Source organism: Roseibium sp. (genome assembly GCF_965233565.1).
Classification (GTDB): Bacteria; Pseudomonadota; Alphaproteobacteria; order Rhizobiales; family Stappiaceae; genus Roseibium.
The window spans coordinates 1672948-1699015 of sequence record NZ_OZ247494.1 but is presented as its reverse complement, the minus strand read 5'-3'; the positions used below and the strand labels follow the sequence as shown (position 1 = coordinate 1699015).

At 60.2% G+C, this 26068-nt stretch carries 29 protein-coding genes; 10 read left to right on the top strand and 19 right to left on the bottom strand.

Annotated features, from left to right (window positions below; translation table 11 throughout):
* The first annotated feature begins 118 nt into the window (after positions 1-118).
* Both ACO6TG_RS08120 and ACO6TG_RS08115 read left to right on the top strand, forming a co-directional pair.
* Positions 119-811 carry a FadR/GntR family transcriptional regulator gene (locus tag ACO6TG_RS08120; protein ID WP_422377708.1) on the top strand — a complete coding sequence of 231 codons (693 nt, stop codon included), beginning with the start codon at positions 119-121 and terminating at the stop codon, positions 809-811.
* Between the two features lie 123 nt (positions 812-934).
* Positions 935-1987: a dipeptidase gene (locus ACO6TG_RS08115; protein ID WP_422377707.1), complete on the top strand. Its 1053-nt coding sequence runs from the start codon at positions 935-937 to the stop codon at positions 1985-1987.
* 39 nt (positions 1988-2026) lie between these two features.
* On the opposite strand, the gene ACO6TG_RS08110 is transcribed toward ACO6TG_RS08115, so the two are convergent.
* From ACO6TG_RS08110 to ACO6TG_RS08095, 4 genes are all read right to left on the bottom strand, one after another.
* A complete protein-coding gene (locus tag ACO6TG_RS08110) occupies positions 2027-2518 on the bottom strand; it encodes a MaoC family dehydratase (RefSeq protein WP_422377706.1) in 492 nt (163 codons plus the stop codon).
* On the bottom strand, positions 2515-2973 hold the full coding sequence (locus tag ACO6TG_RS08105) for a MaoC family dehydratase (RefSeq protein WP_422377705.1): 459 nt from the start codon (positions 2971-2973) through the stop codon (positions 2515-2517). Before ACO6TG_RS08105 ends, ACO6TG_RS08110 begins: the two co-directional genes overlap by 4 nt.
* 74 nt (positions 2974-3047) lie before the next feature.
* The gene (locus ACO6TG_RS08100) at positions 3048-3410 is read right to left on the bottom strand and encodes a hypothetical protein (protein ID WP_422377704.1); all 363 of its coding nucleotides are present in this window, start codon (positions 3408-3410) and stop codon (positions 3048-3050) included.
* A 138-nt stretch (positions 3411-3548) separates the two neighbouring features.
* Positions 3549-4448, bottom strand: a complete 900-nt coding sequence (locus tag ACO6TG_RS08095) for an NAD-dependent epimerase/dehydratase family protein (RefSeq protein WP_422377703.1) — start codon at positions 4446-4448, stop codon at positions 3549-3551.
* A 177-nt stretch (positions 4449-4625) separates the two neighbouring features.
* Between ACO6TG_RS08095 and ACO6TG_RS08090 the strand changes: the two genes are divergently transcribed.
* Positions 4626-5525, top strand: coding sequence for an AraC family transcriptional regulator (locus tag ACO6TG_RS08090; RefSeq protein ID WP_094071945.1), 900 nt, complete (start codon positions 4626-4628; stop codon positions 5523-5525).
* Positions 5526-5676: 151 nt separating this feature from the next.
* Here the strand turns inward: ACO6TG_RS08090 and ACO6TG_RS08085 are convergent, their stop codons facing one another.
* From ACO6TG_RS08085 to ACO6TG_RS08075, 3 genes are all read right to left on the bottom strand, one after another.
* Complete coding sequence (locus tag ACO6TG_RS08085; RefSeq protein WP_422377702.1) at positions 5677-7452, bottom strand: SLC13 family permease; 1776 nt, start codon at positions 7450-7452, stop codon at positions 5677-5679.
* Between the two features lie 147 nt (positions 7453-7599).
* Positions 7600-7821, bottom strand: a complete 222-nt coding sequence (locus ACO6TG_RS08080; protein ID WP_422377701.1) for a hypothetical protein — start codon at positions 7819-7821, stop codon at positions 7600-7602.
* A gap of 71 nt (positions 7822-7892) precedes the next feature.
* Entirely contained in the window at positions 7893-8252 is a 360-nt protein-coding gene (locus ACO6TG_RS08075) for a PepSY domain-containing protein (protein ID WP_094071942.1), read from the bottom strand.
* Between the two features lie 204 nt (positions 8253-8456).
* Between ACO6TG_RS08075 and ACO6TG_RS08070 the strand changes: the two genes are divergently transcribed.
* From ACO6TG_RS08070 to ACO6TG_RS08060, 3 genes are all read left to right on the top strand, one after another.
* Positions 8457-9134: a response regulator transcription factor gene (locus ACO6TG_RS08070; RefSeq protein ID WP_094071941.1), complete on the top strand. Its 678-nt coding sequence runs from the start codon at positions 8457-8459 to the stop codon at positions 9132-9134.
* Positions 9135-9176: 42 nt separating this feature from the next.
* Positions 9177-10505 carry an ATP-binding protein gene (locus tag ACO6TG_RS08065; RefSeq protein WP_422377700.1) on the top strand — a complete coding sequence of 443 codons (1329 nt, stop codon included), beginning with the start codon at positions 9177-9179 and terminating at the stop codon, positions 10503-10505.
* A gap of 172 nt (positions 10506-10677) precedes the next feature.
* On the top strand, positions 10678-10845 hold the full coding sequence (locus ACO6TG_RS08060; RefSeq protein ID WP_157738910.1) for a hypothetical protein: 168 nt from the start codon (positions 10678-10680) through the stop codon (positions 10843-10845).
* Between the two features lie 54 nt (positions 10846-10899).
* On the opposite strand, the gene ACO6TG_RS08055 is transcribed toward ACO6TG_RS08060, so the two are convergent.
* The 4 genes from ACO6TG_RS08055 to ychF form a co-directional block, all read right to left on the bottom strand.
* A complete protein-coding gene (locus ACO6TG_RS08055; RefSeq protein ID WP_422377699.1) occupies positions 10900-11583 on the bottom strand; it encodes a fumarylacetoacetate hydrolase family protein in 684 nt (227 codons plus the stop codon).
* A gap of 94 nt (positions 11584-11677) precedes the next feature.
* Positions 11678-12346 carry a pyroglutamyl-peptidase I gene (gene pcp, locus ACO6TG_RS08050; RefSeq protein WP_422377698.1) on the bottom strand — a complete coding sequence of 223 codons (669 nt, stop codon included), beginning with the start codon at positions 12344-12346 and terminating at the stop codon, positions 11678-11680.
* Between the two features lie 66 nt (positions 12347-12412).
* Positions 12413-13060: a DUF255 domain-containing protein gene (locus ACO6TG_RS08045; protein WP_422377697.1), complete on the bottom strand. Its 648-nt coding sequence runs from the start codon at positions 13058-13060 to the stop codon at positions 12413-12415.
* 87 nt (positions 13061-13147) lie between these two features.
* Entirely contained in the window at positions 13148-14248 is a 1101-nt protein-coding gene (ychF, locus tag ACO6TG_RS08040) for a redox-regulated ATPase YchF (RefSeq protein WP_094071937.1), read from the bottom strand.
* Between the two features lie 230 nt (positions 14249-14478).
* Here ychF and ACO6TG_RS08035 point away from each other — a divergent pair, with 230 nt between their 5' ends.
* On the top strand, positions 14479-16173 hold the full coding sequence (locus ACO6TG_RS08035; protein ID WP_422377696.1) for a DUF4384 domain-containing protein: 1695 nt from the start codon (positions 14479-14481) through the stop codon (positions 16171-16173).
* A 10-nt stretch (positions 16174-16183) separates the two neighbouring features.
* On the top strand, positions 16184-16765 hold the full coding sequence (locus ACO6TG_RS08030) for an OmpA family protein (RefSeq protein WP_422377695.1): 582 nt from the start codon (positions 16184-16186) through the stop codon (positions 16763-16765).
* A 16-nt stretch (positions 16766-16781) separates the two neighbouring features.
* Here the strand turns inward: ACO6TG_RS08030 and pth are convergent, their stop codons facing one another.
* Both pth and ACO6TG_RS08020 read right to left on the bottom strand, forming a co-directional pair.
* Complete coding sequence (gene pth, locus ACO6TG_RS08025; protein WP_422377694.1) at positions 16782-17531, bottom strand: aminoacyl-tRNA hydrolase; 750 nt, start codon at positions 17529-17531, stop codon at positions 16782-16784.
* Between the two features lie 119 nt (positions 17532-17650).
* Positions 17651-18283: a 50S ribosomal protein L25/general stress protein Ctc gene (locus ACO6TG_RS08020; protein WP_422377693.1), complete on the bottom strand. Its 633-nt coding sequence runs from the start codon at positions 18281-18283 to the stop codon at positions 17651-17653.
* Between the two features lie 309 nt (positions 18284-18592).
* Here ACO6TG_RS08020 and ACO6TG_RS08015 point away from each other — a divergent pair, with 309 nt between their 5' ends.
* Positions 18593-18934 carry a TfoX/Sxy family protein gene (locus ACO6TG_RS08015; RefSeq protein WP_422377692.1) on the top strand — a complete coding sequence of 114 codons (342 nt, stop codon included), beginning with the start codon at positions 18593-18595 and terminating at the stop codon, positions 18932-18934.
* A 3-nt stretch (positions 18935-18937) separates the two neighbouring features.
* On the opposite strand, the gene ACO6TG_RS08010 is transcribed toward ACO6TG_RS08015, so the two are convergent.
* Entirely contained in the window at positions 18938-19630 is a 693-nt protein-coding gene (locus ACO6TG_RS08010) for an MOSC domain-containing protein (protein WP_422377691.1), read from the bottom strand.
* A 15-nt stretch (positions 19631-19645) separates the two neighbouring features.
* Entirely contained in the window at positions 19646-20194 is a 549-nt protein-coding gene (locus ACO6TG_RS08005) for a MarR family winged helix-turn-helix transcriptional regulator (protein WP_422377690.1), read from the bottom strand.
* A gap of 86 nt (positions 20195-20280) precedes the next feature.
* Between ACO6TG_RS08005 and ACO6TG_RS08000 the strand changes: the two genes are divergently transcribed.
* Positions 20281-21036 carry a hypothetical protein gene (locus tag ACO6TG_RS08000; RefSeq protein WP_422377689.1) on the top strand — a complete coding sequence of 252 codons (756 nt, stop codon included), beginning with the start codon at positions 20281-20283 and terminating at the stop codon, positions 21034-21036.
* Between the two features lie 159 nt (positions 21037-21195).
* Here the strand turns inward: ACO6TG_RS08000 and ACO6TG_RS07995 are convergent, their stop codons facing one another.
* The 4 genes from ACO6TG_RS07995 to ACO6TG_RS07980 are packed head-to-tail and all read right to left on the bottom strand — an operon-like array spanning position 21196 to position 26063.
* Entirely contained in the window at positions 21196-22488 is a 1293-nt protein-coding gene (locus tag ACO6TG_RS07995; protein WP_422377688.1) for an amidohydrolase family protein, read from the bottom strand.
* Between the two features lie 10 nt (positions 22489-22498).
* Positions 22499-23443, bottom strand: coding sequence for an ABC transporter permease (locus ACO6TG_RS07990; protein WP_422377687.1), 945 nt, complete (start codon positions 23441-23443; stop codon positions 22499-22501).
* Positions 23440-24522: an ABC transporter permease gene (locus tag ACO6TG_RS07985; RefSeq protein WP_422377686.1), complete on the bottom strand. Its 1083-nt coding sequence runs from the start codon at positions 24520-24522 to the stop codon at positions 23440-23442. The genes ACO6TG_RS07990 and ACO6TG_RS07985 overlap by 4 nt, the downstream gene beginning before the upstream one ends.
* Positions 24519-26063 (bottom strand): ABC transporter ATP-binding protein, encoded by a 1545-nt coding sequence (locus tag ACO6TG_RS07980; protein WP_422377685.1) that lies wholly within the window; start codon positions 26061-26063, stop codon positions 24519-24521. The genes ACO6TG_RS07985 and ACO6TG_RS07980 overlap by 4 nt, the downstream gene beginning before the upstream one ends.
* Positions 26064-26068: the final 5 nt, after the last annotated feature.

Here is a 26068-nt window from a genome sequence, read left to right as displayed (position 1 = left end):
CTACCCATCCAGACCGACCCATTCACCCTGGGGAACGGGAGGCGGCCGGGGAGGTGCTCGCAGACGGCAGGCCCTGGCCCAGTCTCGGCTTTCGGAATTCAAACGGGAATGATCGACCATGCATGAACTGCAACCGGTTCCGGCAAAAAGCAAACTTGAAGCGGTGGTTGACAGGCTGGTCGATTTCATCAGCAGCAATCGTTATTCGGCCGGTGACAGGTTGCCGTCAGAACGGGAGCTGATGGACGCGTTGGGTGTGGGCCGCTCCTCCGTGCGCGAAGCCGTACGCAAACTGGAGGCGCTGAACGCCCTGGAGATCCGTCATGGTGCCGGCACGTTTGTCCGGCGCACCATTCAGCCGGGGGAAATTCTCGTGCCGCTGGCCATTGGCGAGGAAAGGGGCGCTCTTCTGCTCGCTCTGGATCTGCGCAGGGCACTGGAAAGCGAGGCCGCCGCACTGGCCGCTGTACGCGGTTCAGACGCAGATATCGCGAATATCGAGGAAAAACTTCTGGCGATGGAAGCTGTTCATCAGGCGAAGGGCGCCGCGCTGGAGGAAGATGAGGCGTTTCACCGATCGATCTATGAAGCAGCCCAGAACCCTCTGTTTGAACAGATTATCTCGAACATGCGCGGGCCGTTTCTCAAGTTCTTTTCCAATGCGGTCAAGTCCACACGGATCGGCGAAAGCTCGTTTCCCTTGCACCGCGAGCTTTATCAGGCGATCGCCGACCGCGATCCGGAGAGAAGCCGCGCAAAAACGGTTGAACTGCTCGATCTCGTCGAGCAGGACCTGCGCATGATGGACTGACACCACCCGTTTTCCCATACCAGATCTTTTGTTGGCACACACACGCCGTCGGCCAGGCTAGTTCCTGCCGCCGCATGTCACCGGCTGGTCAATCGGCCTCGGATCTTCAAAGGAACAGAACTGATGAGCTTGCCATTCTTCGACGGCCATAACGATGTCTTGCTGCGCCTTTTGCGCGCCGGTGCCTCTGGCGGGGCTGCGCGGTTTGTTGACGGAACGCCGGACACCCAGCTGGATTTGCCGCGTGCGCGCCGGGCCGGTTTTGCGGGAGGCCTGTTTGCCATGTTCGCGCCGTCACCGGAGCATTATGATTTCGAGGACTTTCAGTCGGACAAGGGCTATAGCGTGCCCATGCCGCCGCCGCTGGCCCCGGAACTGGCACAAGATGCCACACTGAAGATGGTTGGTGTGGCTGAAGAGATCGAGACAATGTCTTCCGGCGGCGCACGGATCTGCAGGCAGAGCGAAGAGATCCGGGATTGCATCGATCGGGGCCAGCTTGCCATGGTTCTGCATATCGAGGGCGCAGACTGCATCGACGCGGAATTCAGGTTCCTGGATGTGCTCTACGTGCGCGGATTGCGATCCATTGGACTGGTCTGGAGCCGCGACAATATCTTTGGCCATGGCGTGCCGTTCCAGTTTCCGGCGCCGCCCGATATCGGTGCCGGCCTGACGGAACAGGGAAAGGCCTTGGTGTTGGAATGCGACCTAAGGGGCATCATGATCGACCTGTCGCATCTCAATGAAAAGGGTTTTTGGGATGTTGCCGGCCTCAGCTCGAGGCCGCTCATTGCCACACATTCCAATGCCCACCGTCTTTGCGCGTCACCTCGCAATCTGACCGACCGGCAACTAAGGGCGATTGCGGACACGGGCGGTGTCGTTGGTGTCAATTTGGCGCCGTGTTTTCTGGCTGCCAACGGTCTGCTTGAAAGCGCCGTGCCACTGGAACAGGTCCTGGCGCACATCCGTTATCTGGCCAATCACCTCGGTGAGGACGGTGTGACGCTTGGGTCGGACTTTGACGGCGTGATGATGCCCGATGAGATTGGTGACGTGCTTGGCGTTCCCAAAATCTTTGCTGCCTTGGAAAAGGGCGGCTGGTCCAGCCGAAGCATTGAAAAATTCGCCCTCGGAAACTGGATGCGTGTGCTGCGCCAGACCATCGGATGATCTTGGCCTGGTGCAGTCTCCGAAAAAGGGTCGGGCAGCTCAGCTGCCGGTACCGGCGGGGCGTCGTTCCACAAACACTGTGCCCTTGAAGGAAAACACCAGCTTGCCGTCCTGGTTTTCGGCAAGCATATCGGAATGGATCAGGCCCCAATCCGGTCGGCTGCGGCTTTCCGTCTTGCCGGTGACGACGCGCTTGTATCTGAGCGTGTCGTCGACATAGACCGGCTTGATCCATTTCAGGTCTTCAAACCCCGGCGATGGGCCGAGCTTTGCAGGTGTCTTGCCTTGCGCTGCAGCCTCCTCCTGAACCTTCTGGTGAGCTGCCACCCACAATTTCATGAAGACGGATGCGGTATGCCAGCCAGAAGCGCACAACCGGCCGAAATGGGTCTGCGCTGCGGCTTCTTCGCTCAGGTGAAAGGGCTGGGGGTCGAACTGTTCCGCAAAACGGAGAATCTCGTCCCGTGTGAAGGTGTGTTCGCCGAGCTCAAGCGTATCGCCGATCTTGATGTCTTCGAAAAAGTCCGTCATACGCCTGCCTCCCGACGGGCGAACAGGATCGGGTTCACCCAGGTGAGGACTGTGGCTCCCTCCTGATTTTTGGCAGTCACTTCCACCGTGACGATGCCGAGATCCGGTTTGGACCGTAGCGCCTTTGTCTCCATGACCTCCGCCCTGGCCGTAAGTGTGTCACCCGGAAGAACAGGGCGTTTCCATTTGAGGTCGCTGATGCCCGGCGAGCCGCGGCCCGCGGTCTTGTTCAGAAGGTTGGACGCGAGCAGGCGCATGACCAGGGAGGCCGTGTGCCAGCCGGAAGCCGCGAGCCCACCGAGGATCGATGCCTTGCCGGCCTCTTCGTCCAGGTGAAACGGCTGCGGATCAAATTCGGCCGCGAAGGTGACGATGTCATCGCGGGAGACGGTGAGGGAGCCGAGGTCATAGATCTGCCCCGGTTCGAAATCTTCAAAATGGATGAGATCGGACATGAAACATTGCCATAGGAAAAGGGAAGAAACGCGGAGGCGCCGCGTTTCCGATGTTGAAAATCTGTCCGGTGGGATCAGTCGTAGTAGATTTCGTTGTCGTCCATATAGACGTTGCTGGCAGCACAGATGTCGATGCTGATCGGATCGTCCAGAACTTCGCTGTCGTCCTCGGCAAGCCAGCCGACCTGGAAGACCTGATCGCAATTGCCGGTGTCCGCGGTGAATTCCGCTGTGGCGCTTTCTCCGGGTGCGAGAGCATCCGACAGCCAGTTGTCGCTCCAGCCACTGCCGTCATTGGTGTAGAACCCGACGACGATGTTGTTGCCGGTGTTGTTGTAGAGCTGGAAATAGCCTTCCGAGCCGGTTCCCTGTGCGAGAGCGACCGGCGCTGATGCCAGGAGGGCCAGGCCGATGATCGACGATTTCAACAAATTCATACTCTCTCCCCGGCAGCGAGCTGCCCTTTTTTGAATACTGTTCCCAGAAGCTAGTCGCTGCCGGATAAGAAGTAAATTGCCCTGAAGACCAACTAAAGGACTGGTTGGTGAACCGGATTGCCGTATCCGGCAGCCTGCTCAGGCGCTGATATAGTTGCGCCAGTTGTGTTCTTCCCGGAAGCCCAGGACCTCCCGGATCTTGCGGTTGGAAAACAGGGCTTCATGGGCCTCGAGTTCTCTTGAGAGCGGCACGCCCGGGAAAAAGCGTTCCAGGATTTCGGTGTTGGGAATGTCGACGGAGTTGGTGTCGTTGCCGGCATTGAAGATCTGAAAGCCGAGCCCGTCCTTTTCAAGGCAAAGGTCTACGATCTGGCCGAGATCGCGTGCGTCGATATAACAGAAGATGTTGCGGCGGCGCTGGGCCGGGTTTTTGAAGAAATCGGCGAAGCGGTCATATTCGTGAGGCTCGATGACATTGCCGATCCGAAGCGCATAGATGTCGAAACCGGAGCGGCGCTGGAAAGATCGGGCCGTCTGTTCATTCACGACTTTCGACAGGCCGTAGCTGTCCATGGGGTCAACGTCATAATCCTCTTCGACGGGCAGAACCTTCGGGTTGACCACCCCGTCGGCAAAACAGACGCCGTACGTGGTTTCGGAGGAGGCGACAACGACCTTGCGGATGCCGAGCTTCACGGCGGCTTCGATCACGTTGTAGGTGCCGACGGCATTGACCTCGAAGGTCCTGTTGTCCGGTTGGATCAGAATGCGCGGGATTGCCGCGAAATGCACCACCGCATCGAAGGCGGGGACGCCGGTTCCCGGTTCCAGCTCATCAAAGTTGGCGTAGCTGGTCATGACATTGAACATCTCGCCGGACGAGGTGATGTCGGCTGTCAGATTGTCGACCCCGGGATGGTCCAGCGGTGTCAGATCGACATTGACGACCCGGTGCCCCTTGTCGAGCAGGTAGGGGATGACATGGCGGCCGGCCTTGCCGGAGCCGCCTGTAAACAGGATCCGTTTCGGGGTGCTCATGTGGAGTGCTCCGCTTTGGTTCAGTTGCGTTCATCATGAGCAATTCAGCCTCTGATGCCAGTGCGATTTTGTCGCCGCCTGCAACATCTTTGTGACTTGAAGCGGGAGCGAGACCAAGTCCGCAAGATTTATCATTCGGGGCGGTGTTAGGGTCCGTTCACATCTTGAGGACAGCCTATGACCCAGCACGAAAAGACCATGATCGATCCGAAGGACAGCGGCTACATCCGCCGGTTCACAAGGGTGATCGAATACATCTACGCCAATCTGGACGAGGATCCGGATCTGGCGACGCTGGCCGAGGTGGCCGCGCTGTCTCCCTGGCACTGGCACCGGGTCTGGCAGGCCGCCTATGGCGAATCCATCGTTGCGACAGTGAAGCGCCTGCGGCTTCACCGCGCTGCGGCCGATCTGGCCTATACCGACATGGCGCTCCTAAAGGTGGCCCATCGGGCGGGCTATGGCAGCCAGGAAGCCTTTTCCCGCAGTTTCAAACAGTCCTATGGCCAAAGCCCATCGGCCTATCGCGCCGAAAGGGCTTCAAGCAAGTTGCAGCCCGCACATGGCGGAGCCCCGATCCCCAAACACACAGGAGCCAATCTCATGCATGATGTTGAAGTCAAATCCCTGCCGTCCGAAACGCTTGCCGTTCTGCATCACAAGGGCCCCTATATGCAGATCGGGCAGGCGTTCGAAAAACTGGTCGGCGTTCTTGTCGGCCGCAATCTGATCGGCAAGGCCGGTGCAATGAAAGCGCTATATTACTCCGATCCGACCCGGGTGCCGGAAGAGGAGCTGGAATCGGTTGCGGGCGTGGCGGTCACGGATGGATTTCCCGTGGACGCCCCCCTCGAACCACTGGAAACACGCGCCGGCGACTATGCCGTGCTTCGCTACAAGGGCCCTTATGCGGACATGCAAAAGGCCTATACCTGGCTCTATGGCGAATGGTTGACCCAGTCGGGCCGCGAGCCGGCCGACGCGCCCTGCATGGAGATCTATCTCAACAACCCGCGCGACACGGCACCGGCCGATCTCCTGACGGATATCTGCCTGCCGCTTAAACCCGCGGCCTGATGCTGGCTACGTGCCCGGAGCTTGTTCGCGTCTCGAAGGACGGCCTCAAGACTATCAGTTGAGGCCGATCCTTCGAGACGGATCTTACGGTCGGGTCCAGGATGATGTGGAGTTTGGAGCGCTTGCTCCTTTTTCGGGGGACGTACTGACTTCACAGCGGCCAGAAGACAAGGATCGCGGGAATGGAGACAACCAGCACCAACAGTTCCAGCGGCAGGCCCATGCGCCAGTAGTCGCCGAACCGGTATCCGCCCGGTCCCATGATGATGGTGTTGTTCTTGTGCCCGATCGGCGTCAGAAAGGCGCAGGAGGCGGCAACGGCGACCCCCATCAGGAACGGGTCCGGATTGACGCCGAGCGAATTGGCGATCTGAACAGAGATCGGCGCTGCGATCAGGCAGGTTGCGACGTTGTTCAGGAAGTCTGACAAGGTCATGGTGACAATCATCAGGACCGTCAGCGTGACCCAGGCCGGCGCGCCGGCCGTCAAGGACGTGATGCCGTCCGCGATCAGTTGTGCATTGCCAGCCTGTTCAAAGGCCTGGCCAAGCGGGATCAGCGAGCCGAGCAGCACGATGACCTTCCATTCAACGGACTGATAGACTTCCGTGCCGCTGACCAGACCGGTCGCAGCATAGAAGATGATGCAGGCCGCCAGGGCGACCGGCAGATAGGCGAGACCGGCCACGGCCACCGTGATTGCGAGGGCAAAGCCGGCAATGGCCATCCAGGCCTTGTTGCGCTGGATCATGCCGGTCTGCCGGCCTTGCAGTGGCAGGACGCCGAGCCAGCTGCTGGCACTTTCCAGACGGTCCGGTGTGCCCAGAAGAAGGAGCACATCTCCTGCACGGATGGTTTCGTGGCGGACCCGCTTTTGAATGCGTCGGCCCTGCCGTGAAATGCCCAAGAGGGTGACCCCCTGACCATAGAGAAGGCGCATGTCGAATGCCGACTGGCCGATGATGCGCGCGTTGTCAGGCGCAATGGCTTCGATCAGCGTGAGCGCGCTGCCCGTGAGGCCACCCTTGTGACGTTCAGAACCGGCAAAAGCCAGTTTTGCAGCGCCCATGAAAGCCTCGATGGCCTTCGGATCGCCCTCGACAAAGAGGTAGTCGCCTTCCTTGATCGGCTCCCGCCGGGCAAAACCACGAATGCGGCGGCCGTTGCGGATCAGGCCGATGATGGCGACATCCTTGTCCTCGGCAACCGGATAAAGGTCGCCGACGGTCATCGGCTTGTCCTTTGAGACTTTGCCGACCTTGAGTTCGGCCGAATAGAGGCTCTCCGCAAAACCGTCTTCCTTGGGTTTGTCCCGAAAGTGACTGGGTAGCAATCGCCAGCCGATCAACGCGACAAAAAGAATGCCGCTGATCGCAACGACCAGCCCGACGGGCGCAAAGTCGAACATGGTGAAGGGCGCCCCGAGCGCATCGGACCGGTACTCGGCGATCACGATGTTTGGCGGCGTGCCGATCAGGGTGATCATGCCGCCAAGAATGGTAGCGAAGGACAACGGCATCAGCGACAGGCCGGGTGAGCGGCCGGCCTTTTTGGCGGCTTCCAGATCAAGCGGCATCAATAGGGCAAGTGCGGCGACATTGTTGATAATGCCGGACAGGCCGGCACCGACAACGGAGAGCAGCCCGATATGTTTTGCAAGACCGCTGGTGGCGGACAGGAGATACTTGGCGACCAGTTCGACGGCGCCGGAGTTCATCAGGCCGCGTGAGACAATCAGCACGAGGGCAATGATGATGACAGCCGGATGGCCGAAGCCGGAAAAGATCTCACCAGACGGGACAAGTCCCAGAAGGGCGCCGATGATCAGGGCGGCAAAGGCGACGAGGTCGAAGCGAATGCGTCCCCAGACCAGCAGGGCGAAGACAACGCCGAAGAGTACAAAGAGGGCGGATTGCTCGAAGGACACAGGAGAGCTCCAGCTTGGGCGGGAGAAGACAGGGTCCATTCGTTTTAGGCCGAAGCCGGACAATTATCCAGCCGTTGGCCAGAACAGCTCTTGCCCGGCGCGGGGCCGGGCTGAGCGGTTTGAGGGGCAGGCGGGATTGTTTTGACGTCAGGCCGCTTCGGCCTGCGGTTCCTTCACGGGGCTGAGGGCGCTGATGGCAAGCGTCAAAACTGTCACCACAGCGCCGATCCCCAGGATCGCCAGTCCCAATGTCGCGAAGGCTGACAGGAGCAGGCAGCCTGCGATTAGGGCGAGAACTCCGGCGACGCCTGCGCCAAAGCGCTGCGCGGCCATTTTACTGGTTTCAAGAACGGAATTCAGGGTCGTCATGTCAGTCTCCGGTTTTGGGAAATGTCAGGGAAGTGCGGCGGGCAAGGGCCCGCCATCCTTTCAGTTCAGCGTCAGCCTTTCTGCTTGTCGTCGTCTTCACCATCGTCGTCGTCTTCGTCATCATCACCGTCATCGTCCTGTTCCATGGACAGGACATCGCCCGTTGCGGCGTCGATCATGACTTCAACTTCACCGGTGTCGGTCTTGATCTCGACTTCGAAGACCGCTTTGCCGTCTTCGTTTTCCAGTTCGATTTCCTCGATGGTGCCGGCTTGAGCGCCGAGGGCAATCTCGGAAACCTGGCTGATCGACAGGTCGGATGTGAGCGGCGCTTCGTTGGTGTCGGTCTGTGCTGCAACGGCGAGAGACGTGCCGGTCAGGCCAGTGGCGATCAGAGTGGCGGCAAGGATCTTTGCAGTGGTCTTTTTCATGTCAGTTTCCTCTCAAGTGGTCCGGCGACCCGGCGTCGTCCGGTGAACAAGAGATAGGCGGGCAGGTTTTCCCGCCTCTGGCGCGAAATTTACAATCTTGTAAAGAAGCGATTTTTCCTTTCACCCGTGCGTCCAGACCTTGTAGGCCATAGAAAGACAGGCGGTTATCTATCCGCTGCAACGAGAGGCGCTGGTAGCTGGTCAATGAAAATTCTGCTGTTGGAAGACGACGCCGGTATAGGCAAGTGGGTTCACTCAAGTCTGAGCGATGCCGGTCATGTCGTCGACTGGGTCGAGGACGGGCGCGATGCGCTGGCCAGTGCCACGACAGGTGAATTCGACGTGATCGTTCTGGACCGCATGACCCCCGGCATTGATGGCCTGTCGGTTCTGAAGGCCCTGAGGGCATCGAAGAACATGACGCCGGTTCTGTTCCTCACCGCCATGGAAGCCGTTGATGACCGGGTTGAAGGCCTTGAAGCCGGGGCCGACGACTATCTGACCAAGCCCTTTGCTTCGACCGAGCTTCTGGCACGGGTCGGGGCGCTGGGCCGCCGGGCAGCTCCAGCCGCTCAGTCGGAGCCGGTCAAACTGAATGCGGGCGACGTGGAGCTGGATCTTCTGAAGCAGACCTGCGTTCGGCAAGGTTCCAGGATCGATCTGAATGCCAAGGAATTCCGGCTCCTGGAAGTGTTCATGCGCAACCGGGGCAGGGTCCTGACCCGCGCCATGCTTCTGGAACGGGTCTGGGACATCAATTTCGATCCGACCAGCAGTGTCGTAGAAACGCATATCAGCAGGTTGCGGGCAAAGATCGAAAAGCCCTTCGGGGACACGCTCATCCGCACGAAACGGGGGGCGGGATATGTGTTTGAAGCCTAGACAGTTTGCTGTTCAACTCTTCCAGCGGCGGGAGCGGACGGTTTGTTGAAACGTTTCCGACAATTGCTGCAGATGTCGGCGCTTCGCCAGGCCGTGCAGCTGACGCTGGTTTTTCTCGTGATCGTCTGTGTGGCCGGTCTGGTGTCCGTTCTTTTTGTCGATCGCGAGATTACGGCGCGAATTGACACGGAGCTTCAGGGTCGAGCCGCCGATATCGCGACACGACTGGCCGCGACTGGGCCGGACCGGAACATGTTCTACGAAACAGAGGACCGGTTTGCTGTCATCCTGAGTGACAACACTCGCCTTGCAAGGCGCATGACCAATGGAATTGCCAGACTGCCCGGAGCAGCCACCTTTCATTTCAAGGAAGATGAAGAATTTGAAGAACTCGAAGGCCCCTGGCGTGTCTATGCAACACCAATCCCGAACGGTCTTCTGCTGGTCGGCAGCAACCTGGAAAACCGTGAAGACTATCTGGAGGTTCTGATCAACATCTTTGCTGTTTCCGGGGGCGTGACGCTTGTTGTCATGTTGGCGATTGGCGGTCTTCTCGGGTGGCGGGCTCAGAAACGTGTCTCCGTCATCTCCAGTGTTCTGGACCGGGTGGCGGCGGGCGACCTGTCGGCGCGCGTCGGCGACAGGGCGGGGCGCGACGACTTCGGCCGGTTGGCCCGCTCTCTTGACGACACGACGGCGCGCCTGGAAGTCCTGATGCGCCAGACCCGCAATCTCACAACGAACATTGCCCACGATCTCAAAACACCGCTCACGCGGTTGCGTGCCGAACTGGAAAGTCTTGAAGAGCGTACGACAGACACGGACGCGGTGGAAAATGCCCTGGCCCAGACCGACGAGGTCATCCATATCTTTGAAGCGCTGTTGCGGATGGCCAAACTGGAGAGTGGTGAGCACAGGCAGCGGTTCGAGACGCTTCAACTGGCTTCGGTGGTGGAAGACGTTGCAGATATCTATCGCGCCGTTATCGAAGACAGCGGCCGAAGCTTCCAGTTTCAGGCGTCGGGAACCGCGACCGTGCAGGGCGATCGCCGGCTCCTCATCCAGGCATTGGCCAATCTCATTGAAAACAGCCTGAAACATACGCCCGCGAAAACGCAGATCGGTCTTGAAGTCAAAGGCAAGATGCTGGTTTTCACCGATACCGGACCCGGGATTCCTGCAGAGCTTCGGGAACGGGTGTTCGAGCCGATGTTCCGGCTTGAGGAAAGCCGGACAACACCTGGGGCCGGGCTGGGTCTTGCCTTGTTCCAGGCGATTGCCAATCTGCATCAGGCGGAGGTGGTTCTGTCCGATAACCCGCAAACAGGGTCTGTATTCCCAGGGCTACGGATCGAGATCCGGTTCTCGTGATCGGGCAATCTTCGCCCTCTTCACCCGCCTCAGCCGGGCGGAGTTCCGATACCTTGCAGCTTCGGGAGAACATGACCAAAGCTTAATGTTGCCGACACATCTTCGTCAGGATTGCCACCCACATGCCTCTCACAGGCAGGGCATTTCGCTCTGCAAGAAGGGAGACAGAACCATGGAACTTGGCAATCGTCATTATTTTGAAGTCGACACGCTGCTGCAGAAATATGGCGCGCCCAGAAGCAACTGGACGCCGCGCCTGCGCCAGGGCAAACAGGGCGCAAAATGGCAGGACCAGAAAGGTCCGAACCCGCTTGTCCTGAAAGGCCTGGATCGCAGCTAGCAGAAAACCCCGACGGGAGACCGGCGGGGTTTTCCGCTTTCAAGGACATCCGCACTAAACAACGGTCACGTCCAGTTCCGGCAAACCATCGACAGTCGCCCGCATCACATCTCCCCGGTCGACTGCACCAACGCCGGACGGCGTGCCCGTCAGGATGACATCACCGGCCCCGAGCACGAACAGTTCCGACAGTTTGGAAATGATTTCCGGGACCTTCCAGATCAACTGGTTGAGGTCTCCCTCCTGGCGCAGGTCTCCGTTGACGGTCAGGGCGATGCGTCCTTCATGCAGGAACCCGCAGTCGGCAGCCGGCACGATCGGCCCGACCGGTGCGGAGTGTTCAAACGCCTTGCCGGCTTCCCACGGACGACCGGCCTTCTTGGCCTCGCCCTGCAGGTCCCTGCGGGTCATGTCGAGCGCGACCGCATAGCCATAGACATGTTCCAGAGCATTCTCGATGCGGATGTTGCTCTTTCCCGATTTCAGCATCACCGCCAGTTCCACCTCATGATGGACGTCGGTGCTCAAGGCCGGGTAGGGAAACGTGCCTGACGGATCGAGATTGTCAGGATTTTTCTGGAAGAAGAAGGGGGGCTCCCGGTCCGGATCATGACCCATTTCGACCGCATGGGCGGCGTAGTTGCGACCGACGCAGTAGACCCGCCGAACCGGAAACTCCGCCCGGCTTTCGCTGACGGGCAGAAGGACGGGATAGGGGGCCGGGATAACGGTTTTCATCGCTGGTCTTTCGCTTGGAAAAGGAACTCAGCTTTTAGGTCGTTTCCTGCGACAATGTCGAGTGGCCTGCGACACGAAGCGGCGCGCCTGCGGCCTAGACCTGCAATCGTCCTGAAACAGGTTCCTCGATATCCTGCGGGTGGCTCACCAACGCAGCGAGGGCCAGGCGCAGTCCCTGCGCAGCTGTTTCCACGGACATGCTCGGGGCACCGAGATTGTGTTCCAGGGCGGCGACTTCCGGCAGATGCGGGAGGTGCACCCAACCAGCGGGGATCGACTGATCGGTGCCCGTGAGGTGATGCAGGATACCGTAGAAAAGATGGTTGCAGCAGAAGGTGCCTGCCGCGTCGGATATGTCTGCCGGAATGCCGCCTTTTCGCATGGCCTTGACCATGGCGCGGACCGGTAGCGTGCTCTGATAAGCAAGCGGACCATCAGGTGCGGTGAGATCGCCCTGCAGCGCAACGCCCGCATTGTCCTTCAGCCCGTAGCGGGTGCTGTCGTTGAAATTGAGGGCGATGCGTTCAACCGTGATGGTCGCCCGACCGCCGAATTCACCCATCATGACCGCGGCGTCGGCGTTCGTTTCCGTCAGCGCCTGTTTGACCACATCAATGCAGACAAAAAATGTGTTCGGAATGATCCGGGAGACAATTCTTGCCCCAGCAACGGTTTCGCCATCGAGATGTCTGGCAACCTGTTCGGCGGGGTTGACCGGCGTCGTGCCGAAGGCTTCGAAGCCGGTCAGGAGGATGGTCTTCATGTTCACCTCTCAAAACGTGATCCCGCCCTTGGCCTGGGCTGCAAAGAAGTAACCGCCTTCGCTGCCTTACTCGGTCGATTTGCGCCGGGCCTGACGGAGTTCTTCCAGCAGAAAGACTCTCTTGTATCCCCGATACCAGTCCCAAAATGAATCTCTGCGTGTCTCAATGGCGCTGGTATTGATTTTCTGCAGAAACTGACCGTTGTGATCGACGGTAAAAACAAAGGGAATGCCTCCCGAATAGTGCTCGAACGCACCCGTGTTCTGCAACACTGCGTCGCCATTTGGCGCATATTGGCCTTCGATATGCACCAGAACGAAATTTTCCCGAACATAGTCGTTCAGTGAACTGGCCAGTGTGGAGACGTCTTCACGCTCGCGCTCATAGAGCGTTGCCGAATAGAGATCGCCCGGAGAGTCCGGATCTTCAAATTCATATTCAAACTTGGTTTTTGTACCACTTAGATAAGCATCAAAGACGTGGCACCAGATACACCATTCAGCGCCGTAGGAAACCAGTATCGTTTTCCCCTCTCTTCGCGCATTTTGCAGCGCCTGATCGAAGATGGCACGCTGGTCGGCACATTCGTCGTACAGTTTGGCAAGCCCGTATCGGCAATTCTCGTCGAGTTCAGCCGGGAGCTTAGTGAAATTCTCAGCTTTCGCGATGGCAATGCTGCTAATGGTAAGAAATGCGGCTAGAAGTATTCTCAAAAGAAGTCTCCGGTCAAAAAAGGAGCACCTGAACCGGTGTGATTCAAGTGCTCCAGACTGGTTTGCAGTGTCGAGTTCAACTCGAATTTATGTATTGAACTTGAAGAGCAGAACATCGCCGTCCTTGACGATGTATTCCTTGCCTTCGTCGCGGGCTTTGCCGGCTTCCTTGGCAGCACTTTCCCCACCAAGACCGACATAGTCGTCATAGGCAATCGTTTGCGCGCGAATGAAACCGCGTTCGAAATCGGTGTGGATGACGCCGGCCGCGCCCGGGGCCTTGGTGCCTTCTGTGATGGTCCAGGCGCGGGTTTCCTTCGGGCCGGCCGTGAAATAGGTGATCAGGCCCAGAAGGTCGTAGCCGGCGCGGATCATGCGGTCGAGGCCCGGCTCCTCAAGGCCGATGGTTTCCAGGAACTCGTCCTGTTCTTCCTTGTCGAGCTGCGAGATTTCTGCCTCGATGGCAGCGGAAATCACCACGGCAACGGCGCCTTCTTCCTTGGCTTTTTCGGCAACTTTCGCAGACAGGGCATTGCCCTCTGAAGCTGATGCCTCGTCGACGTTGCAGACATAAAGCACGGGTTTGGACGTCAGGAGATTGAGTCCCTTGAGCAGCCTGGCTTCTTCGGCATCGGCAACCTCAAGCACACGGGCCGGCTTGCCGTCCTGAAGGAGGGCGAGGGCCGCTTCCATGATCGGAAGAACCACTTTGGCTTCCTTGTCGCCGCCGGTTGCCTTTTTCTTCAAGGGCGCAATGCGGCGCTCAAGGCTTTCCATGTCCGCGACCATAAGTTCGGTTTCCACCGTCTCCGCGTCGGCCAGCGGATCGATGGCACCGTCCACATGGGTGATGTCGTCATCCTCAAAGCAGCGCAGCACATGGGCAATCGCGTCGACTTCCCGGATGTTGGCCAGGAACTGGTTGCCGAGGCCTTCGCCCTTGGACGCACCGCGCACCAGACCCGCAATGTCGACAAAGGTGATCCGGGTCGGAATGACTTCCTTGGATTCGGCAATGTCGCGAATGGCGTAAAGGCGCGGATCCGGCACGGCCACTTCACCGGTGTTCGGTTCAATGGTGCAGAACGGGTAGTTGGCAGCCTGGGCGGCTGCGGTCTTGGTGAGCGCGTTGAAGAGCGTGGACTTGCCGACATTCGGCAGTCCGACAATGCCGCACTGGAAACCCATGGGAATTCGCTTTCGGTCTGGTCTGAAACTGTTGCCGCGCTACATGCCCGAGGCCGGTCATCAGGTCAAGGCTTTCCGCGGGTCATGGCGGCCCGGGGCAGCAGCCTGTCAGCACAGATCCGCAATTTCGACAAGATAAGCCGTTAGGCAACTTCCGGCGCTTTCCTCAAACTGGCGTTCTTGTATACTCGCCCCGGTGTTTCGGGCTTTTGTATTGGGAATTGAAACTGATGGTTTTCAGTCTCCTGGAGACTGGCATGTGCCGGGTGGATTTGGCCCGGCTGGCCGGGGTCCTGACCACCGCCACTTTCCTTTGCTCGCTGCCTTACGCCAGTCCTGCCGAAGGGCAGGCCTTCGATCCAAGCGCGCTCACCGGTCTCTACGGCGATACATCCATTGACCCGGCCCTTTTGAAGTCTGTCGGCCGGGCCGAGGTCACACGGGCCTATATCCCGGATGCGATCGACCTGTCGCCGCAGATGCCACCCCCGCTGCTGCAGATCCACGGCAGTTGTGTGTCCTACGCAGTCGGCTATGCCATGCGTGGTTATTATGCGGCTTTGGAAAACAACGTCTCGCCGGGCACCAGGGCCTATACACCGAGCCCTGCCTATCTGCATTCCCAGATCCGTGACAAGGATGAAAGCTGCGAGGCCGCCGGCAGCCACGCCTATTATGCCATGTCCTATTTCAAGGGACGGGGCGCGCCGGATCTGGATGCGATTCCGGACATCGCCATGTGCTCGGAGCGGGTGGAGCGGCCGACGTCGCCGCCGGACCGCTTCAAGATACGCGACTTTGAATTTATCTACGTGCTCGAGCGCGACGAACGTCCCGTCAGCAACCGGGACCTGGATGCGATCAAGCAGCAGCTCGCAGCCGGGCACCCCGTTGCAGCGGGCTATCGCATGGTCGATGTCGTGCCATCGTCCCGAACGCCTGACGGCTCCGTGCTGCAATATCTGAAGGCGGGCGAGATCTATCAGGGCTCGCTCGGTCCCAATGCCGGCCTGGGCGGCGGTCATCAGATGGTGCTGGTCGGCTATGACGAAAGGCGCCAGGCCTTCCTGGTTCAGAATTCCTGGGGGCCATATTGGGCGGGCGACGGTTATGGCTGGATCAGTTACGACGCGACCAAGGCTGACCTGCGGAATGCCTCGGTGATGCGCACCTTTGCGCAGCCCCCCAAACCGGTCCCGGGTCTCGACCGTTTCGACCATGGCAACCAGGTGGCATTCAAGGGGGACGATTGCAGCAATCTTTATGTCACAGAGGATGCGCCCGGTGGCATGCCGCTGCTGGGCGGGTTCGTCAGCTCACAGGAGACGCTGAAGAAGCTACGCGCGGAATTTCCACCGGAGCAAATTCAGAAGATTGCGGTGCGGCCCTGGCCGGTCTGCGAGGTGCTGAAGACCCTGGAACGGCCTCTGGCGGAGCCTTCGCGTCCGTCGATTCGCCTTCTGGGCGGCCGGTCCGATCTTGCCTATGGGGACAGTCTGGCATTTGAGGTCACGGCGCCGGACTTCGCTTCCTTTCTCTACATCGTTTACCTGCAGGCCGACGGCACGGTGGTTAATCTGCTGCCCCGCCGCGGACCGGTCCGCGAGCAGGTCCGGTTTGGCCAAACCTTCATCTATGGCGATGGCCGCCAGGGTCGCCAGAAATATACGGTGTCGCCACCAGCCGGATCCGAGGCGATCGTGGTGATTGCGGCGCGCAGCCCGATTGACCAGCTGGAGGCACTTGAGGCCAGCGGTGGCGGTCAGTTTTCTATGCCTGTGAGCGCGGACGGCCAATCGGGTTTGGCGGATGACCGGTTCTTCCTGACGGCTTTGCGGGCGGGGCTGGCGGAACGTCCTTATGAGGCCCGTCTGCCGCGCGAGATCACGGCCACCGTGCTGCATCTGACAATCCGGGACGAGTGAGGGAAACGACATGAGGATCATTTCGAACGTCCTGGGCAGATTGCTGACCGCGGGTGTTGCTCTGGCTTTGCTGAGCGGACTGTTCTCGTCTGCCGTTTCGGCTCAAAACGTGACCAGCGAAGACATTATCCGGGCGCTCTTGCCAGATGGCGGAGCGGCCAAGGTGCGCTCCTTCCGCAAGGCGGAGCCGCATCCCCTTCGCGGGATCAGCATCGAGGGCCAGTTGCCACCCGAAGCGGATCTGCCGCGCATCAACCTGACGGTCAATTTTGAATTCGACAGCGCGTCTCTCACCAATGACGGCATTCTGACCTTGCAGGCACTGGGGCAAGCCCTGCGCGATCCGAGGTTGCGCAACATGCGTTTCCAGATCGCCGGGCACACCGATCTCAAAGGCACGGCGGCCTATAATCTGGACCTCTCCAACCGCAGGGCGTTCATGGTTGCCGAGTTTCTTGCAGCTTTCTACAGCATTCCTCGGGAACGGCTGGTGCCGGTCGGCTATGGCGAAAGCCGGCCTGTCGATCCGGCCAATCCGGAAAGCGGGCGCAACCGGCGCGTGGAAATCATCAACGTCCAGCCGCTGTCCTGAAGGTTAAGCTGATTGCTCAGTCCTTGCCGCCGAGCAGCTTTTTCAGCATATCCGCCATCGGGCCGGACTTCGGTACGCTGACAGGCTTTGCCTGACGGGCCTGGCGGATGTGGCTTTGACCTTTTGGCGGGGCGGATTTCTGTCCTGCCGGCTTTTTGACTTCCGCGGAAGGCTTCGGCTTGCGCTGCGCCTTGTCCGGTTCGAGTGCAAGCGTCAGCTTGTTGGCAAACTGGCTGTCCTTGCCCTCGGCCAGCAGGTCGGCCTGGTCGGCGATCTCGGTCAGGAGCGGCTCGAGCCAGTCCCGATCGGCCTTGGCAAAATCGCCCAGCACATAGTTGGAGACAAGTTTCTTGTCCCCGGGATGGCCGATGCCAAGACGCAGACGACGATAGTCTGCGCCTATGTGAGCGGTGATGGAGCGAAGGCCGTTATGCCCGCCATGACCGCCACCCTTCTTCATGCGGAACTTCGCCGGCGGCAGGTCCAGCTCGTCGTAGAGGACGACGATGTCTTCCGGTTCCAGCTTGAAAAAGCGCATGGCTTCTCCAACGGCCCGTCCGGATTCGTTCATGTAGGTGTTTGGCTTGAGTAACAGGACTTTTTCAGCGCCAAGACGTCCCTCGGAGACCTGGCCCTGGAAGCGCGCCCGCCAGGGCTGGAAGCCGGAGTGGCGCCGATGGATCTCGTCGACCGCCATGAAGCCGATATTGTGCCGGTTACCGGCGTATTTCGCGCCCGGGTTGCCGAGGCCGACAATCAGTTTCATGAGACACCTTTACAATCAGTCCGGATGCAAAAAAGCAGCCTTGCGGCTGCCTTTCAAGTCCCCTTTTGCAGGGGGGGAGGAGGCGAGGGACGCCTCCTGCCTTTTGCTCAGGAAGCGGCTTATTCGCCTTCGGCTTCCGTAGCTTCTGCTTCGCCGCCTTCTTCGCTTTCATCAGCTTCTTGCACGCCGGCCGGCGCAGCAATCGTTGCGATGGTGAAGTCGCGGTCGGTGATCGTCGGCTCACAGCCCTTCGGCAGCTTGACGGCGGAAATGTGCAGGCTGTCGCCCGGCTGTGCTTCAGCCAGATCGATTTCCAGGGCTTCCGGAATGTTGTCGGCCGGAACGGTCATTTCAACCGTGTGGCGGACAATGTTCAGAACACCGCCCTTCTTGAGACCAGGGCAGATTTCTTCGTTCAGGAAGTGAACCGGGATTTCAACGGTCAGCGTTGCGCCCTTGGCAACACGCAGGAAATCGACATGCAGGACGTCGTCGCGTACCGGATGCAGCTGATAGTCCTTGGCGATGACACGGTGCTTTTCACCATCGATGTCGATCGTGCCGATCTGCGAGGTGAAGCCACCCTTGTGCAGGGTGATCGTGGTTTCCTTCACCGGAATGGTGATCGGCAGGGCAGGTTTCTTGTCGCCGTAGATTACGGCGGGGAGAAGGCCTTCGCGACGCAGTGCCCGAGCGGCCCCCTTGCCCACCCGTTCCCGTGCCGACGCCTTCAGCTCATAGCTGGAAGCCATGGCAAAACTCCTTCGAGTGTATAGGTAACGGACCGGCGAACACCGTGGCTTGACGTCAAGTTGTCCGGGATCGGTCCATGAGCGCCTCCTCCAGGGGTGCAGGCGCGAGCGGGGGTATACAGAAAGCCGGGCAAATGTGCAAGCCTGCAGTCGTTGTTCCGTCAAGAATACCTGGCTTTACCGCCAAAAAACACCTGCCGGCTGCCGCGTATTTTGGTCTGTTTGGATAAAAGTGAACCGAATGGTTGACTGACGGGGCCGTTCGGGTCAAGTGTGATCAAGGCACTGGCGCTTGAGGAGATTGATGACATGGCCATCGATGAAGACCTGAACGACCGGCTGCGCAGATTTCTCGGAGGCCGGTCCGGACTGTCTGAAAAGAAGATGATGGGCGGCCTCTGTTTTCTCCTGAACGGCCACATGATCGGTGGAGCCGACCGAACAAAAGACGGCGAGCGGCGGTTCATTTTCAGGGTGGGCAAGGACAATCATGACAAGGCCAGAGCGTTGCCGGGCGCCGTACCCATGGTCCAGGGCGGTCGGACCATGAGCGGGCTGTTTTTTGTCAGAGAGGATGAGGCCCCCGACAGCGTTCTTCAAACCTGGCTGGATCTTGCCGTGGAAAATGCTCTCTCACTACCGCCAAAATAACGACTAGGCGCCGTTTGGCAGCCGCCTTGAAATGTCCTCCCGAAAAGATGGATCAACTTTTTTGGCAAAGGACGCCCGCCATGGTTCGGCGAGCTCATCGAGTTGCGACAGAGCGGACGCAATGGCAGGATCCAGCCGAGGGTTGAAGCGGGCGAGGATGACCTCGCGCAGGTTCCAGTCGGGGCAGGGCCGGTCGATGACCTCGATCGTGTCACCGGCCTCCATCGCGCCCTCTTCCAGGACCCGGAAGTACCAACCGGTCCTGGCGGTCTTCTGGAAAGATGCAGCCTGGGCGGGGTTGTCCGTATGCAGATTGAGTTTCCAGCAGGGCTGGCGGCCTTGCGAGATCTGCAGCCGCGCACTGCCGGCGCTGAAAATGTCGCCAACGCAGAGATCTGCTTCGGTGAACCCTTGCGTGGAGAGGTTTTCACCAAAACCACCGTTCCGGTAGATCTCACTCTTGTCAGGAAACACTTCTCGCCAATGGGCATAGTGCTCGGACGGGTAGATGTGCAGGGCCTTTTCCGGCCCACCGTGCACAGCCAGGTCCGCCTGCTGGTCTCCAACAAGGCCGGTCCGTGTCACCTGAAGGACGCCATCTGCGAGGGTCTTGCGGATGGCAGACGGATCCTTGCCGTCCCAGCGCTGTTCGGGTTTGCCGAGGAAAAGACCAAGGATTGTTGCTGTTTCGGTCATCGAGTTTGGTTCCTGTCAGGAGGCGTGTTCATGGCAAAGCTGGCTGGTTTCAGCGGCCGTCAGCGGGACTTGCAACAGCCGGCAATACCCCTTGGTACCGTCAGCCTCGTGATGGCGGCAGGTGTTGCAGATGCCGAAGGACCGGCCTCCCCGGTGATGCAGCATTGTCAGCACCAGGGATTTCAGGGAGGCGGCAAGAGAGGCCGAGACCTCTGCCGGTAACCGGGACACCACATCGTCCAGCTCCGACGGGGTCGCAAGCAGCGAGCGACCTTCAGCGGTCACGTCGTATCGAATGCTGCGCTTGTCGGTTTCCGAACGGGTTTCCTCGATCAGATCCTTGCGTGCCAGCGCCTTCAGGGTCTGTGAGGCCGTGCCGCGGGTCGTCGCCAGAAAGTCGGCGACATGGGAAGGCGCGCGCGAGAAACGGTTGGCCCGCGCAAGATAGCTGAGTGCCGCAAATTGAGAAGGGTTCAGCGGGCCGTTCCACTCCTCTGCCGCATGCAGTCGTGTCAGCCGGTCGACCAGGTCGCGGATCGTCTGGGTGTCGTTTTGCTCGCTCATGCCTCTTTGTATCGAGTCGAAATTAAACTTGCAATAGTTTCGACTCGCTATTATTAAGGCTGCATCCTCAAACAGGGAGAACCCAGATGCTGAAATCAATCCTTGGAAGTTTCTTGATCGCCGGACTTCCGGCCGCTGCCCTTGCAGGCGGCTCCCATGCGCTCCACCAGGAAGGGGCGGTCTTGTCGGATGACAATCCGAAAGTCGACCCGAATTACGACATCCTCGCAGCGCATGTGCATCGCAAGGGGCGCGTTGTCACCTTTCACATGACCCTGAAGGGAACAGCCGGTGCAACCACTCCGGAACCGGCTGGCGAACTGGCGGGGGCGCCCGTCGAGGCCTATGTCTGGCCGACGTCCTTGTCGCCCGAAACGGTCGGCTTTGAAGGCGCTGAGGGCATCCTGGCCCTGGTCGCCACCAGCCACCCGGATTTCGACGACACGCCGCTTTTTGACGAAAACGGCGACGGCAATGTCGCCAATGACGGTGCCGACTGGCATTCCCATTGGGTCGTTCTGGCACCAAATGACGCTTGCGGTCCGGGTGCGCTGTCGGTCAAGGACATTCCTGACGGCGCCACACCGAAGATGCCGGCAACCTGGCCGGGGTTGCCGATCTACATTGACAGCCCGGGCTTTTCACCGGTTCTGGAGGCTGAAGAGATTACCATCAATGTCTCCTTCGCCGACGACAGCGCGGTCGAAGGGTTGAAATACGATGGGGTCACATCGGCGCTGCGCGTGAACCAGAATGTCCATGCGCCGCTGCTCTGCGTTGTCGATGTCTTCGATGTTGCGTCCGGGGATCTCAGCCTGCCGGGTGCGATCAAGCATCACTGAGGCGCCACAGGGCTGAAGCCCTCCACCGCATTTTATCATACCATGGCTTGCCCATGGCATCCCTGCCGTTCCCTCGCCATTGCTACAGGACCGGCAGGTTCACGGCATGGATTGCCGGGTTAAACCCGGCAATGACGAAGGCGGATGGGCGAAAGCGTCTCACCCCTCATGCGGCGCATAGGTGGCTGGGTCGACCGTTTCAGGCCGGCCCGGCAGCGACAGCCGTGTTTCCCGCGGCGGCGTTTCGGCAATCACCTGGCCGCCTTTGACGACCGCAAGGCGCGTTGCCTTCAGCCGGATGGCCTCAATCGGGTTCTCGGCTTGCAGGAGAACAAAATCCGCCTTGCATCCCTTCGCCAGGCCGTAACCCTCAAGCCCCATCGCCTTGGCCGGGTGACTGGTGACGCAGTCGAAGCAATAGCGAATGGCCTCGCGGCTGGTCATCTGGGCCACATGCAGCCCCATGGAGGCCACTTCGAGCATGTCGCCGGAGCCCATGGAATACCAGGGGTCCATCACACAGTCATGGCCGAAGGAAACGTTGACCCCATAGGAGCGCAGTTCCGGAACCCGCGTCTGGCCACGGCGTTTCGGGTAGCTGTCGTGTCGGCCCTGCAATGTGATGTTGATCAGCGGATTGGCGATGGCGTGAATTTCGGCCTCGGCGATGAGCGGCAGCAGCTTGGAGACATAGTAGTTGTCCATGGAATGCATGGAGGTCAGATGCGAACCGGCCACACGGCCCTGAAGGCCGAGCCTCTGGGTTTCAAAGGCCAGGCTCTCGATATGACGGGACATCGGATCGTCCGTCTCGTCGCAGTGCATATCGACCATCAGTCCGCGTTCGGCTGCAATTTCGCAAAGACGGGCAACGGACCTGGCACCGTCCTGCATGGTGCGCTCGAAATGGGGAATGCCGCCGACAATATCGACGCCCATGTCGAGGGCGGTCAGGAGGTTCTTTTCCGCGTTGGGAGACCGGTAAAGGCCGTCCTGCGGGAAGGCGACGAGCTGCAGGTCGATATAGTCCTTCACCTTCTCACGCACTTCCAGGAGGCCTTTGACACCGGTGAGCCGGTCGTCGCAGACATCGACATGGGAGCGGATCGCGAGCAGCCCCTGCGAGACCGCAAGGTCGCAATATTTCAAGGCTCGTTCGACGACGGCCTCAACGGTGAGGATCTCCTTCAACTCTCCCCAGAGCGCAATGCCTTCCAGCAGGGTGCCGCTGCGGTTCATGCGCGGCAGGCCGAGGGAGAGCGTTGCATCCATGTGGAAGTGGCTGTCGACAAAGGGCGGCGAGACCAGCTTGCCGCCGGCGTCGATCACCTGTGCCGCTTCCGCGGCAATGCCGGCTTCCACGGCCGCGATCCGGCCGTCCTTGCAGGCAATGTCGAGACCATGGCGGCCGTCGGGCAGGTTGGCGTTCTTGACGAGAAGGTCGAAACTCATATCGGTCCTCTCAACGTTGACCGCGGAAGTAAGGCACCAGCAGCGCCCTTGGATAGTCGGCCTTGCGGGCGACCACAATCAGCGCGGCAATGGACAGAAGATAGGGCATCATCAGGAACACCTGGCCCGGAATGAAACTGCCGACTTCGGTCTGAAGACGAACCTGGAACGCGTCGAAAGCTCCGAAGAGCAACGCTCCGATCAGGGCCTTGCCGGGCCGCCAGGAGGCGAAGACGGTCAGCGCAATGCAGATCCAGCCACGGCCGTTGACCATGCCGAAGAAGAAGGCGTCGAACGCGGACATGGTCAGGAAAGCGCCGCCAAGCGCCATGATCGCCGATCCTGCGACAACGGTGCACATGCGAATGGCATAGACCGACAGGCCCTGGGATTCGACAGCGGACGGATTGTCGCCGACCGCCCGGATCGCCAGGCCCAACGGCGTGCGGTAGAGCACATAGGCCGTAACGGCAACCAGAACCAGCGCCAGGAATGTCAGGGATGTCTGTTGGAACAGGGCGGGACCTACAAAGGGCAGGTCGCTCAGAACGGGAATGTCCAGCGGCTTGAAGGCCTCGATGCGCGGCGGCGAAGAGACATCGGGCAGGGCGGTCCTGTAGATGAAGTAGCTGAGCGAGGTGGCAAACAGTGTCACCCCGATCCCGGAGACATGCTGGGAGAGGCCGAGCGGTACCGTCAGGATGGCATGGATCAGTCCGAAAAAGGCGCCGGCCATGGCGGCAACCAGGACCCCGCCCCACAGGCCGGCCCCCAGCCAGACGGCCATCCAACCGGCCATGGCGCCTGCGGTGAAGATGCCTTCGATGCCCAGATTGAGAACGCCGGCGCGCTCGCAGATCAGGGCACCAATCACTCCGAAAATCAAAGGGGTGGCGATGCGGAGCGAAGCAGCCCAGAAATTCGCCGAGAGAAGAATATCGAGGATTTCCATCATTCGGCAGCCTCCTTCGTGGCCGGGCCACCGACAAAGCGAATCTTGAACCTCAAGAACAGGCCGGACACCAGAACGCAGAGCAGCGCCATCGCGACGATGAGATCGGCAAGGTAGTTGGAAACACCGGTGGCGCGCGACATGGAATCGGCGCCGACAAAAATGCTGGCAATGAAAAGCGCTGCCAGCACCACGCCGACCGGCGAGAGGCCGGCGAGCATGGCCACCACAATGCCGGAATAGCCGAAGCCCGGTGAGAGATCTGCGGTGAGATATCCTTTCAGACCGGCGACCTCGCCGACACCGGCCAGTCCGGCGAGAGCACCGGACAGAAGACCAACCCGGATGAAGGTGGCCGTGACCGGAATGCCGGCATGGCGCGCAGCGGCGGCGTTTTCACCCACCGCCCGGATCTCGAAGCCCCAGACCGTGCGCTTGAGGAGGAAATAGACACCGAGCGCCGCGACCAGGGCCAGGATCAGGCCCCAGTGGATGCGCATCCGTGCCATCAGCTTGGGCAGGGCGGCTTCGTCCAGGATCGGCTCCGACTGGGGCCAGCCCATGCCCATCGGGTCCTGCATGGGCCCTTCCAGCATCATTTGCACGAAGAGCAGAATGACGAAATTGAGCAGCAGTGTGGTGACGACTTCGTCGACGCCAAGCCGGGTCTTCAGAAGGGTCGGGCCGAGCATGACGAGCCCGCCCGCCAGTGCACCTGCCAGAACGACCAGCGGGATCAGAATGTAGGAGGGACCCGAAACCAGGCCGGTGCCGACCGCAACGGCGGCGAGCGCACCGGCATAAAGCTGGCCTTCCGCGCCGATGTTCCAGAGTTTCGCCCGGAAGGCGACTGCCGCGGCCAGACCTGTCAGGATCAGCGGCGTTGCCCGGGTCAGCATCTCGGTAAACGCAAAGACCGAGCCGAAGGCGCCCTTGACCATCAGGCCATAGGCCTCGAAGACCGAGAGCCCGGCAAAAGCCATCGGTATCGCCGCGAGCAACAGGGCCGCCACCGCGGCGGCCAGCGTGACAGCCAGGACACGGGTGACGGGAACAGGGCCTCTTGGTTCGAACCGGATCATGCGGCCGCCTCGCCGCCATGCCCGGCCATGCGCAGACCAAGCGTTGCGCGATCAAGTGTTTCCGTCGCCTCCGCCCGGGACAGGTGTCCCCGGTGGATCACGGCAATGCGGTCGGAAAGGCGCATGAGTTCGTCCAGGTCCTCGGAAATCAGAATGACGCCGGCGCCGCGTTCGCGGGCGGCCAGCAGGCGCTTGTGCACGTCGGATGTTGCCCCGACATCCAGTCCGCGCGAGGGCTGTGCGGCAAGCACGACCTTCGGTTTGGCTTCCAGGGTTCGGGCCAGCACAATTTTCTGAATGTTGCCACCGGACAACAGCCGTGCGGGACTGGCTTCGCTCTGGCAGCGAATGTCATAGGTGCTGATCAGGGCCTTGGCCCTTTCACGCAGGGCTGCAAAGCGCAACAGGCCGAAACGCTGGTTTTCGGGTTTGCGGATACTCTCAATGGCAAGATTCTCCGCAACGCTCATCGCCCCCACGATACCGTCGTGATGCCGGTCCTCCGGAATGCGCGCAAGACCAAGATCGATCATGTGCCGGGCATCGGCGTGGGTCAGAGGCGCTCCCTCCAGGCTGAGGGTGCCCGCAGTTACGGCTTCCAGTCCCGAGATAACGCGCGCGAGTGTCGTCTGGCCGTTGCCCGATACGCCGGCAATACCCAGAATTTCCCCTGATCTCAGGTCGAGATCGACGTCCAGCAGCGCGTCGCGGCCATGACCGGCAAAGACATTCGCAAGGGAAAACAGCGTTGCGCCCGGCTTTCCCGGAGACCGGACCAGCTCCGTGATCTCGTGACCGACCATGAGCTCGGCAAGTTTGCGCTGGTCGCTTTCGGCCGTCGGCAGGTCGGCCACCTTGCGGCCGCCGCGCAAGACCGCCACACGGTTCGAAGACGCCACGACTTCAGCGAGCTTGTGTGAAATGAAGATGATGCCGAGCCCGGCCGCTGCCAGCTTCTTCAGGGTGGCGAACAGGGTTTCGGATTCCTGCGGTGTCAGGACGGCGGTCGGCTCATCAAGCACCAGAACGCGTGCATCCCGGTAAAGAGCCTTGAGGATCTCAACGCGCTGCTTTTCACCGACGGACAGGTCGGAAATCCTGGTGTCCAGCGCGACATTCAGGCCGGACCGGTCCATCAGATCTTCCAGCTTCATCCGGGCGGGGGCTCGCGCGGAGGCCAGCGCCGCAAGGCGTTCGGTGCCAAGCAGGATATTGTCGAGCGCGCTGAGGTTTTCCGCGAGCGTGAAATGCTGGTGGACCATGCCGATGCCGGCTTCGAGCGCCGCGTGGGGCGAGCCAGGTTCGAGTTCGACAAGTCTGCCGCCTTCATTGATCAGCACCCGGCCTTCATCAGCCACGTAATGACCGAACAGGATGTTCATCAGAGTTGTCTTGCCGGCACCGTTTTCGCCCAGCAGGGCAAGGATCTCGCCTCGGCTCAGGTCGAGGGAAACGTCGCCATTTGCGGTCAGCGCGCCAAAACGCTTGGTGATGCCGTCGAGCCGGAGGACGACGTCAGCCTCTTCAGCGGGTTCCGTCATGCGGA

Coding starts and splice junctions, on each gene's coding strand:
- ACO6TG_RS08030 (WP_422377695.1), top strand. CDS start 16,184: ATGAGGATCATTTCGAACGTCCTGGGCAGATTGCTGACCGCGGGTGTT.
- ACO6TG_RS08080 (WP_422377701.1), bottom strand. CDS start 7,821: ATGACGACCCTGAATTCCGTTCTTGAAACCAGTAAAATGGCCGCGCAG.
- pcp (WP_422377698.1), bottom strand. CDS start 12,346: ATGAAGACCATCCTCCTGACCGGCTTCGAAGCCTTCGGCACGACGCCG.
- ychF (WP_094071937.1), bottom strand. CDS start 14,248: ATGGGTTTCCAGTGCGGCATTGTCGGACTGCCGAATGTCGGCAAGTCC.
- ACO6TG_RS07980 (WP_422377685.1), bottom strand. CDS start 26,063: ATGACGGAACCCGCTGAAGAGGCTGACGTCGTCCTCCGGCTCGACGGC.
- ACO6TG_RS08010 (WP_422377691.1), bottom strand. CDS start 19,630: ATGACCGAAACAGCAACAATCCTTGGTCTTTTCCTCGGCAAACCCGAA.
- ACO6TG_RS07995 (WP_422377688.1), bottom strand. CDS start 22,488: ATGAGTTTCGACCTTCTCGTCAAGAACGCCAACCTGCCCGACGGCCGC.
- ACO6TG_RS08090 (WP_094071945.1), top strand. CDS start 4,626: ATGACCCAGCACGAAAAGACCATGATCGATCCGAAGGACAGCGGCTAC.
- ACO6TG_RS08035 (WP_422377696.1), top strand. CDS start 14,479: ATGGTTTTCAGTCTCCTGGAGACTGGCATGTGCCGGGTGGATTTGGCC.
- ACO6TG_RS08075 (WP_094071942.1), bottom strand. CDS start 8,252: ATGAAAAAGACCACTGCAAAGATCCTTGCCGCCACTCTGATCGCCACT.
- ACO6TG_RS08105 (WP_422377705.1), bottom strand. CDS start 2,973: ATGTCCGATCTCATCCATTTTGAAGATTTCGAACCGGGGCAGATCTAT.
- ACO6TG_RS08110 (WP_422377706.1), bottom strand. CDS start 2,518: ATGACGGACTTTTTCGAAGACATCAAGATCGGCGATACGCTTGAGCTC.
- ACO6TG_RS07985 (WP_422377686.1), bottom strand. CDS start 24,522: ATGATCCGGTTCGAACCAAGAGGCCCTGTTCCCGTCACCCGTGTCCTG.
- pth (WP_422377694.1), bottom strand. CDS start 17,531: ATGAAACTGATTGTCGGCCTCGGCAACCCGGGCGCGAAATACGCCGGT.
- ACO6TG_RS08005 (WP_422377690.1), bottom strand. CDS start 20,194: ATGAGCGAGCAAAACGACACCCAGACGATCCGCGACCTGGTCGACCGG.
- ACO6TG_RS08020 (WP_422377693.1), bottom strand. CDS start 18,283: ATGGCTTCCAGCTATGAGCTGAAGGCGTCGGCACGGGAACGGGTGGGC.
- ACO6TG_RS08100 (WP_422377704.1), bottom strand. CDS start 3,410: ATGAATTTGTTGAAATCGTCGATCATCGGCCTGGCCCTCCTGGCATCA.
- ACO6TG_RS08000 (WP_422377689.1), top strand. CDS start 20,281: ATGCTGAAATCAATCCTTGGAAGTTTCTTGATCGCCGGACTTCCGGCC.
- ACO6TG_RS08120 (WP_422377708.1), top strand. CDS start 119: ATGCATGAACTGCAACCGGTTCCGGCAAAAAGCAAACTTGAAGCGGTG.
- ACO6TG_RS08060 (WP_157738910.1), top strand. CDS start 10,678: ATGGAACTTGGCAATCGTCATTATTTTGAAGTCGACACGCTGCTGCAG.
- ACO6TG_RS08095 (WP_422377703.1), bottom strand. CDS start 4,448: ATGAGCACCCCGAAACGGATCCTGTTTACAGGCGGCTCCGGCAAGGCC.
- ACO6TG_RS08015 (WP_422377692.1), top strand. CDS start 18,593: ATGGCCATCGATGAAGACCTGAACGACCGGCTGCGCAGATTTCTCGGA.
- ACO6TG_RS08115 (WP_422377707.1), top strand. CDS start 935: ATGAGCTTGCCATTCTTCGACGGCCATAACGATGTCTTGCTGCGCCTT.
- ACO6TG_RS07990 (WP_422377687.1), bottom strand. CDS start 23,443: ATGATGGAAATCCTCGATATTCTTCTCTCGGCGAATTTCTGGGCTGCT.
- ACO6TG_RS08070 (WP_094071941.1), top strand. CDS start 8,457: ATGAAAATTCTGCTGTTGGAAGACGACGCCGGTATAGGCAAGTGGGTT.
- ACO6TG_RS08055 (WP_422377699.1), bottom strand. CDS start 11,583: ATGAAAACCGTTATCCCGGCCCCCTATCCCGTCCTTCTGCCCGTCAGC.